Consider the following 9,038-nt stretch of genomic DNA (forward strand, 5'->3'; position numbering starts at 1 on the left):
TCGCGTCGGACGCTCGTGAGTTACGCGACGCCTGGAAGCCTGCGCAGCGCTGCCTCCAGCGAAGCAAGATTGTAGGGCTTGCGGAGTGTCGTCGCCTCAGCGACGCCGAGGATAGCAAGATCGTCATAGCCGGTCGCGAAGAGGAAGGGGACACCGAGCTCGCGCAGGCGATTGCCGATCGACTCCGAGGTTTCCGAGCCGAGATTGACGTCGAGGATGGCGAGATCCGGCACCGTCCGGCCCAGGAACGACAGGGCCTCGGAGACATTCGCGCAGACCTCGACCTGGCTCGCCCCCAGCGTCGCCAGCATGTCCTCGCAATCCATGGCGATGATGAACTGATCCTCGACCAGCAGCACGCGCTTGCCTTCGAGCGGCCGGCCGGGTTTCCCCTTCAACGGAACGGAAGCTTCCTCTAGAGATGCCGCATCTTCTGTCCAGCGAACGAACTTGGCGGGAATGCAGAGTTTCGCCGTGACGCCTTCGGACTCGAAGACAAGGTCGCTGCGGCCGCCGAGATCGTAGGGAATGCTGCGATCGATCAGGATGCTGCCGAAGCCCTGACGCGATGGCGGCGTGACCGGCGGGCCACCGCGTTCCTGCCAGAGGATCTCGCAATCGCCCCCGGCATTGGCAGACCAGCCGACGGTGAGCTCGCCGGTCTTGACGGATAGCGCTCCATATTTGGCGGCGTTGGTGATCAGCTCATGGATCACCAGAGCGACGACCGAGAGGGCGCGGGCATCGAGGGCAACGGACGGACCGCGAACCGTGATCGTGCCGCCGCTCGTCCGATGGGGCGAAGCTTCCGCGTTGACGAGGTCGAGCAGCGACCCGCCTCCACTAGCTCGCATCGCCTGATCATGGGCAATGGCGAGCGCCTCGATCCGCCCTTTCAGCGAAGTGACATAGGCTTCGATCGTCGCGCCTTCCGCGAGCGGATGGGCGACGATCGATTTGATCAGAGCGAGGATGTTCTTGACCCGGTGATTGAGCTCCTGATTGAGCATCTTCTGGCGGATTTCGGCCTTGTTCCGCTCGTCCGCCAAGAGTTCGCTCTGGCGCAGGACGACCTCAATCAGGGTCCGGCGCGCCGATTCCGCCAGCTCTCGCTCGACCGGCGTCCAAATCTTGGAATGGCCCGCTACGGTCTCCTTCCAGACGGCGAAGCTCTGTCGCGGCGTAAGCCGGTCGCCATGGGGGCCGGTCGTATAGGTCTTGTTGGGGTCGCCGCCCCATTCGATTGTGTGGACCAGTTCCTTGCGGAAGAAGAAGAGATAGTCGCGCGGGATCTGAGAGAGCGGGATGGCCAGCATGCCAGCGAAAGCGCCGGCATGGTCGCGCGACGACGGCAGCGCCTCAGCCAGTGCCGTCGTCGCCCAGATCCGCCCTTCGCAGACCGATCCGACGAAAGCGGCCAGCTCCTCAGCGAACTCCGCCGGCGGCGCGCTGCCTTCTGCACGCCACTCGCCATTCACCCAGACGCCGACGCCGTCGCTTTCGACGAGATTGCGGAACGCGGCGAGGTGCTGACCGAGGAAACCCGAAGCATCGGTCACATGGGCGGCGGACGAAAGCAGACCGTTGAGAAAATCCCGTGCCCTTTCGGCGGCGAGCAGCATCTGCTTCTGCGTGAGAGCACCCAGCTGAAGCGCGAAGAACTCGCCGAAAATCTCCGCTGCAATCCGGCGGTTCATCGAGAGCGAGCGCGGGCTGTAATGGTGGCAGGCGATCAGCCCCCAGAGCGCGCCGTCGACGATGACCGAGACCGACATCGAGGCCGAAACGCCCATGTTGCGCAGGTATTCGCAATGGATGGGCGAGACGCTGCGCAAATGGGCATAGGACAGATCGAGGGGCTCTCCGGCAGCGTCCAGCACGGGCATGATCGGAAAGCGCTCGCCGCTCGAATCCGAAACCACGCGGATCGGATTGAGCAGATAGAGCTGCCGTGCCTGCTGCGGAATGTCGCTCGCTGGGAAATGCTGCCCGAGGAAGCTTTCGAGATCGGGCCGCTTGGCCTCGCTGACGACCTTGCCGGAACCGTCGGGCGCGAACTGGTAGATCATCACCCGGTCGTATTGAAGCACCGCCCTGAGCAGGCGCGCCGCGTTCTTGATCAGTTGGGCCGGCGTCGTGACATCCGAGAGCCGGCCGACCAGCGTTCGGGCGAATTCGAGCGGCGAGCTTGGCCCGGCCGGAACGCTTTCCTCGAACTCGATGATGGCGTTGCCCTTGGAGGCATGGATCGAGATATCGAACTCGCGATCCAGCGCGGGCAGGCGATAGCGGGGCATCAAGCCGGCGCGGGAGGGCACCCCGGAACGCGCGAGCGCATTGCGCATCTCATGCACGACCGGTCCGCCGAGGATCTCTTCAAGCCTGCGGCCCACAAGCTCGAACTCCCCAAGGCCGAGGAAGGCGCTGGCATTGCTGGAATGGCGCCGGATCGTCACAGCCTCGGCATCGCACACGATCATGCAGCCATGGGGCTGGACGCTGCCGGGGATATGAATCGGCTCGCGATCGCAGTTCGTCAGGTCAACGGTCGTCATGCAGGAGCGAGTTCTTCCGAGGTGAAGGCCTGGATGGCGTGCAGGAATACAGCCTTGGCCGATTGCGAAGCTGCATCCCACGCTCGCCGGTCGAGCCCTTCGAGCGCGACCAGCAGCAAGCGCCAGCTATCGAGAGAGCTGACTTGGACCGAGAGGTAACGTGCTCCGCATTCAGGCCCGAACCCCAGGTCGCCCACTCCCTTTACCAGCACGCGCGCGCCCAAGGCGGAGCCTTCGAGAACATAGGCGGCCCCCAGAAATCCAGCGATGTCATTTGACAGATCGAAAGGCTCGGCCGCGGGAAGCGGGAGCGCCAGGTCGGCGAGGTCCGCCTTCAGCTCCGGCACAAGTTGGCGCGGCCGCCACGAGGAGATGCGCGCGGCATCGGCGTTCAGCAGGGCGGCCTCAACCGGCGCGCGATGGCGGAACGTGCCCTGCAGGAAGCCGGCATATGCGGCACGGTCCGAAAAAACGCCGACGACGGCATCCAGTTCGCGATGAAGCTCGTTTGTCTCGTCGCGCAGGAAACTTCTGATCTCAATCATTGCGTCGGCACCTGGAATCGCTCCGCATCAGCATCGCTATAACCCGATATCAGCGGAATCCACGCTGTTTTCATTGCGGGTTTTCCTGTCGTTCCGGCCTGCCCCGCATCCTCGCCCAACAGACCGTCTTGAATTGGGCCAGAGATCGCTATAAGAACATAAGAAGAACAAAAGGAAAGGCGATGGCTCAGCTCACGGTTCTTGAAAAGCTCGAAATCCTCAGCGATGCCGCGAAATACGACGCCTCCTGTGCATCGAGCAGCACCACCAAACGAGATTCGCGCGACGGAAAGGGGCTGGGCTCCACCACCGGTGCCGGCATCTGCCATTCCTATGCGCCTGACGGTCGCTGCATCTCGTTGCTGAAGATCCTGTTGACGAATTTCTGCAGTTTTGACTGCGTCTTCTGCATCAACCGCTCGTCGAGCAATGTTCGCCGCGCTCGCTTTTCGGTCGAGGAAGTCGTCGCGCTGACCCTGAATTTCTACCGACGCAATTATATCGAAGGCCTTTTCCTGTCCTCGGGCATCATCCGCTCGGCCGACTATACGATGGCGGAACTCGTCCGCGTCGCCGAAACGCTGCGCCGGCAGCACGGGTTCCGCGGCTACATCCACCTCAAGCTGATTCCGGGCGCGAGCCGCGATCTGATCGAGCGCGCGGGGCTTTTCGCCGACCGGGTGTCGATCAATGTCGAATTGCCGAGCGAGGCGGCGCTTGCGCGTTTAGCCCCGGAGAAGCAGGCTGGCGAAATCAAGAGCGCGATGGGCGGCCTCAAGCTGAAGATCGATGAGGCGCGCGAGGAGCGCGACAAGAATGCGAAGGCTCAGGTCTTCTCCCCCGCGGGGCAGAGCACGCAGATGATCGTCGGCGCCGATGGCGCAAGCGATTCCGCCATCCTGAAGCGCAGTGCTTGGCTCTATGGCAGCTTCGGCCTGAAGCGGGTCTATTACTCGGCCTTCAGCCCGATTCCCGACGCCTCCAGCCTGTTGCCGCTCCAACCGCCGCCGTTGATGCGCGAGCACCGGCTTTATCAGGCTGATTGGCTGACGCGCTTCTATGGTTTCGAGACCGAGGAAATTCTGGGCCGCAACGAGATGCTCGATCTCGATATCGACCCCAAACTCGCCTGGGCGCTGCGCGAGCGCGGACGCTTCCCCGTCGACGTGAACCGGGCCGATCGCGAAACCCTGCTGCGGGTGCCGGGTCTCGGCACGCGCGGTGTCGACCGCATCCTGGCCTCGCGGCGGTTCCGGCGGCTCAGGCTGGAAGATGTCGGTCGGCTGACGCGCTCGCTCGCGACAATCCGGCATTTCATCCTGGCGGAGGGCTGGCGGCCGGGCAACGGGCTCGACGCCCAGAACCTGCGCGCCCGGTTGCAGCCGCAACCGCGGCAATTGATGCTGTTCGCGTGATCGCGGCCCGGCTGAACGGGCCAGCCGATTTTGCCGGCTGGCGCCGCGAGGCCCGTCGGCTCGCGCTTGCCGGCATTCGGCCCGAAGCCGTCGCCTGGCTGACGAGCGACGATGATGCAGGGTTGTTTGCGATAGACAACGCCGCCCCAATCGCCGGCGAAACCACCGCCCTGACCGTGTCTCGCCGTTTCATCGAGCTTGCGGAAAACGTCGTCTGCCATCGGGATGGAGGCCGTTTCGTCCTGCTGCATCGCCTGCTGCTGCGTTTGCAGGACGAGCCGCACCTGCTCGACAATGCGGCAGACTCCGAGGTTGCGCGCGCCGAGGCAATGGCCCGATCGGTGCGACGCGACCTGCACAAGATGACCGCCTTCGTCCGCTTCCGGGCCGTGTCGGGCGCGGGCGAGGACGGCCCGTTCATCGCCTGGTTCGAGCCGGAGCATTTCATCCTTGAACGGGCAGCGAGCTTCTTCACGGGGCGCTTCGCCGGAATGATCTGGTCGATCATGACGCCGCAGGGGTCACTGCACTGGGACGGCACGGCGCTCAAGCTCGGCCCGGCCGCCAGCAAGAACGACGCACCGGACGGCGATGCCATGGAAGCCTATTGGCTCGCCTACTACGCCAACATCTTTAACCCGGCCCGCCTGAAGCCGAAGGCGATGAAAAGCGAGATGCCGGTGAAATACTGGCGGAACCTACCCGAGGCCGAATTGATTGTGCCTCTGATCGCAAGCGCCGCCCGGCGAGCGGAGGACATGGTGATGCGCGCCCCGACGCAGCCACCCGCACGACATGTCAGGCAGCTTCGGCACCGTCCCGAACTGCCGGCCGATGAATCTGCGATCACGTCGTGGCAGGATGCCGCCGCTGCGGCGCAACGCTGTACGCGCTGCGATCTTCATTGCCACGCCACGCAGACGGTCTTCGGAGAAGGGCCGTTGGACGCGCGCGTTCTCTTCGTCGGCGAGCAGCCTGGAGATCAGGAGGATCTTGCCGGCCAGCCATTCGTCGGGCCGGCGGGGCAGGTTTTCGATCGGGCGATGAAGGAAGCGGGTCTCGATCGGGCTCGCGCCTATGTCACCAATGCGGTGAAGCACTTCAAATTCCAGCTTCGCGGCAAGCGCCGCATCCATGAGAAGCCCAATGTCGGGGCGATCAAGGCCTGCCGCTTCTGGCTCGATCTCGAATTGCAGTTCGTGAAACCCCGGCTTGTCGTTGCCCTCGGCGCCAGCGCCCTGCGATCGCTGACGGGGCATGCCGGTTCGCTGGCCAGCGCGCGGGATCGCGAGCTCGCGCTCGAAGACGGCACGCCGCTGCTGGCCACCGTCCATCCTTCATTCCTGCTGCGTCTTCCGGATGAAGAGGTGCGATCGCGCGAACATGCCCGGTTCGTCGCAGACCTCACTCGCGTTCAGCAACGTATATTCCGGCATTGAGCAATATCGGGGAGGCCTATACGGCCAACCGGACGGCTTTCTTTTTTGCCTTCGATTGGAGGCGAGCAGCGGTTGTTGTGGCTGCTCCCGATTGGCGGCAGCCGGGCTTCAGCATTGGTTGTCGTTGCAGCGAAGCTACCGCTTGCGCCATTTCGCCAGGCGGCCGGCCAGTGCCCGGAAGCCGGCTGGTTTCGCTGGCTTGACCATATTGCGGGGTGCTCCCTGTCCTGCTTCCTCCATCACATCGCGGTAGGCTCTTTCAGCTTCCGGCGTGAACTGGACTTGCGCACCCACACGTTGCGCCATGCGCCGAGCGATTTCGAAAGAGTGCTTGATGTCGTCGGATCGGCCATACTCGGCACCCGTCACGTCGCGAAAGCCCCACTCCGTATCGATGCGGCACAGCGTCAAGATTTGAACCATTGTCGTTCCTGAGCGAGACGGCATTGAACGCCGCGAAGAAGCCGAGGTTCCCGCCGCTACTATCAGTGCAGGAAACTGGCCGCCGGGTTCATGGTCTTCACAAATCCAGTCTGTCTTATCGGTGGCATCGGAGCAGCCACGAAGAACGGAATCTCCGGTCGAAGCCGGCGTTCACCTGTCTCTCGTTTCACCTCGGCACCAAACTCGCCCCGGCAGCTCGACTGGCGGGGCGTCTCTATTGGGCCATGGGTGTCAAGCCAGCTGACGTGACGAATGTCTCAGATGGGTCGTTAGTGGACATCCCCAGTCGTCAGAGCGCGGTATATCCGCCGTCAACCGGAATGATCGCTCCGGTGATGTATGACGCTCCGTTGGAGGCGAGAAAAGCGAAGGGCGCGGCAATTTCATCAACCGTCGCTCGGCGGGCGAGCGGAGTGAACGTGGCGATCCGCTCATCTGATTTAGGATCATCATGGGCGACTACACCCGCCATGATGTTGGCGACGTATCCGGGTGCCACTGCGTTCACTCTAATGCCATGCACGGCCCACTCAGCCGCGAGGGTTTTTACCATCAAGTTCACACCGCCCTTGCTCGCAGCGTAGGGCGTTAGCGTCGGGATACCGACAGACCCGGCAATTGAGGAAGTGACTGTGATTGAACCTCCCCGCTGCTGAGCAGCCACCCAACTTCTGGCGGCAGCTTGAGCGACAAGAAACGACCCCTCAAATTGACCGCGATAACCCGATCCCACTCCTCCGGTGCGTAGTCGAGTGCGGGCTTGATGATGTCGATCCCGGCATTGGAGACGACGGCTTCAAAATGACCGAACGCACCCATTGCCATAGTAACGATCTCGCTGGCATGTGCCTCGTCACTGATGTCTCCGGCTATTGCCTCAATCTGAGCTTCGGGAAATTCAGAGGCGAGAGACTTCTTGGCATTCTCCGTCTCGGCCAATTCGTGGCCGGTGATAAGAACATTGGCTCCTTGGATTAGGAAGTGCCGAGCAATTGCGTAGCCAATACCGCGGCTGGCGCCTGCTATGATTGCTGCTGTGCCTGTCAGATCGAACGGTGAAGATGCCATGTGCCCTCGCTTTCACCGATGCATAGCAAAAAGGAGCGGTCGCACAACTTTTGTCACGACGCGATGTCGGCAATGGGTCGATTGCGTTGAAAAAGTCGGCTGTGGGTCGGCTGCTGATTGAGGCTGAACGGATCGCTGAGAGTGCGTGCGCCCTTATGCCGCCAGGGACGGTGCTCCGGCCGGCATCAGCTTCGCCATTTTCCTGAGGTTCTGGGCGGTGGCTGCCTCGCAGTCGCAAGCGGTCGAGTTTGAGGATGCGCTTCAGATGAGCGAAGAGCATCTCGACCTTCTTCCGTTCACGTCGCGAGGTGACGTAGGCGTCGGTGGCGGCGATGTCGCGCGCCATATCGCGGGCGCCTTCGTGGATGGATCGGAGGATCTTGCGGGCAGGGTCTTTCGGACAGCACTGCGGCTTCAGGGAACAGGCATCGCAGTCGCGCTTGATTGCCCTGTAGCGCATGAGGCCTTCACGATCGATGCCGTCGCGCGGCACGGCGAAGGGGCGGCGGAACTGCCGAAGCTCGTTGCCGCCCGGGCAGATGTAGAGATCGCGATCATGATCGTAGGCGAAGTCGGACCGGCTGAAGGTGCCGTCCCGGCGCTGGGATTTGTCGAACACCGGGATATGCGGCTCGATCCCGCGCTCGTGCACCAGCCAGGCGAGGTTCTCGGCTGAGCCATAGGCGGCATCTGCGACGAGCTTCTCGGGCCAGATGCCGAGCCGATCTTGCGTGCGCTCGATCATCGTTCGCGCGGCGCCAACCTCCGCCTGCCGCACGGCGGTGGTCGCCTCGACGTCCATAATGACGGCATGCTTCAGGTCGATCAGATAGTTGGTCGCATAAGCGAAGAAGGCCTGCCCGCCATGAGCTGCCGTCCAGCGTGCGGCAGGATCGGCCGGTGAGATGAACTTTGGCACGACCGGCGTCGCTGCGCCGAAGGCGGCATCGTCCAGCACGGCCAGATACTCGCGCACCGCATGGTTGGTGGCCTCGGGCGGCAACCCGTCCTTGCCGGGCACACCGTTCTGGCGATTGGCATCTGCCTTGATCAAGCTGGCATCGACGGCAAATCCCTCGCCACCGACCAGACCCTCCGTCATGCAGCGCCGGACCGTCGTCTCGAAGACCTCGCGCAGCAGATCGCTGTCGCGGAAGCGACCGTGCCGGTTCTTCGAGAAGGTGGAATGGTCGGGCACATCGTCCTCCAGCCCGAGCCGGCAGAACCAGCGATAGGCGAGGTTCAAATGGACTTCGTCGCACAGCCGGCGCTCCGAGCGGATACCGAAGCAGTAGCCGACGAGCAACATCCGGATCATCAGCTCGGGATCGATCGAGGGCCGGCCGGTGTCGCTGTAGTAGGGACGGAGATGCGCACGGACGCCGGACAGATCGACGAAGCGGTCGATCGAGCGCAACAAGTGGTTGGCCGGGACATGCCGCTCAACGCTGAACTCGTAGAACAGCGCCTCCTGCGCAACCGTCCGCTCACCCATCATCGCGTCGCCCTCCGCAAGGGCGACTGAATCAGAACCTCAAGCTTCCAGCAACACAGGCTTTTTCAACAAAATCG

5 protein-coding genes and 2 pseudogenes are annotated in these 9,038 nt (G+C 63.1%); 2 read left to right on the forward strand and 5 right to left on the reverse strand.

The features are described 5' to 3' along the window. Nucleotides 1-20: 20 nt before the first annotated feature. Together J0I42_RS06770 and J0I42_RS06775 are read right to left on the reverse strand one after the other, a co-directional pair. Complete coding sequence (locus tag J0I42_RS06770) at nucleotides 21-2,555, reverse strand: HWE histidine kinase domain-containing protein (RefSeq protein WP_291654019.1); 2,535 nt, start codon at nucleotides 2,553-2,555, stop codon at nucleotides 21-23. Further along, nucleotides 2,552-3,100, reverse strand: a complete 549-nt coding sequence (locus J0I42_RS06775) for a biliverdin-producing heme oxygenase (protein WP_291654021.1) — start codon at nucleotides 3,098-3,100, stop codon at nucleotides 2,552-2,554. The genes J0I42_RS06770 and J0I42_RS06775 overlap by 4 nt, the downstream gene beginning before the upstream one ends. Before the next feature lie 182 nt (nucleotides 3,101-3,282). On the opposite strand from J0I42_RS06775, the gene J0I42_RS06780 reads away from it, so the two are divergent. Together J0I42_RS06780 and J0I42_RS06785 are read left to right on the forward strand one after the other, a co-directional pair. Further along, on the forward strand, nucleotides 3,283-4,515 hold the full coding sequence (locus tag J0I42_RS06780; protein ID WP_291654023.1) for a putative DNA modification/repair radical SAM protein: 1,233 nt from the start codon (nucleotides 3,283-3,285) through the stop codon (nucleotides 4,513-4,515). Next, nucleotides 4,512-5,954 carry a UdgX family uracil-DNA binding protein gene (locus J0I42_RS06785; RefSeq protein WP_291654025.1) on the forward strand — a complete coding sequence of 481 codons (1,443 nt, stop codon included), beginning with the start codon at nucleotides 4,512-4,514 and terminating at the stop codon, nucleotides 5,952-5,954. The genes J0I42_RS06780 and J0I42_RS06785 overlap by 4 nt, the downstream gene beginning before the upstream one ends. Nucleotides 5,955-6,089: 135 nt before the next feature. Here J0I42_RS06785 and J0I42_RS06790 read toward each other — a convergent pair whose 3' ends face one another. From J0I42_RS06790 to J0I42_RS06805, 3 genes and pseudogenes are all read right to left on the reverse strand, one after another. Further along, the gene (locus tag J0I42_RS06790; RefSeq protein ID WP_061966319.1) at nucleotides 6,090-6,377 is read right to left on the reverse strand and encodes a hypothetical protein; all 288 of its coding nucleotides are present in this window, start codon (nucleotides 6,375-6,377) and stop codon (nucleotides 6,090-6,092) included. 310 nt (nucleotides 6,378-6,687) lie between these two features. Then, nucleotides 6,688-7,466 (reverse strand): annotated as a pseudogene (locus tag J0I42_RS23970) (SDR family NAD(P)-dependent oxidoreductase). 153 nt (nucleotides 7,467-7,619) lie between these two features. After that, a pseudogene (locus J0I42_RS06805) lies at nucleotides 7,620-8,964 on the reverse strand (transposase). Nucleotides 8,965-9,038: the final 74 nt, after the last annotated feature.

Source organism: Allobosea sp., assembly GCF_017308015.1.
Lineage (GTDB): Bacteria > Pseudomonadota > Alphaproteobacteria > Rhizobiales > Beijerinckiaceae > Allobosea.

What these genes read in the sequence shown, in the direction of transcription:
- J0I42_RS06790 (WP_061966319.1), bottom strand. Translation starts at nt 6,377, where the DNA reads ATGGTTCAAATCTTGACGCTGTGCCGCATCGATACGGAGTGGGGCTTT.
- J0I42_RS06780 (WP_291654023.1), top strand. Translation starts at nt 3,283, where the DNA reads ATGGCTCAGCTCACGGTTCTTGAAAAGCTCGAAATCCTCAGCGATGCC.
- J0I42_RS06775 (WP_291654021.1), bottom strand. Translation starts at nt 3,100, where the DNA reads ATGATTGAGATCAGAAGTTTCCTGCGCGACGAGACAAACGAGCTTCAT.
- J0I42_RS06770 (WP_291654019.1), bottom strand. Translation starts at nt 2,555, where the DNA reads ATGACGACCGTTGACCTGACGAACTGCGATCGCGAGCCGATTCATATC.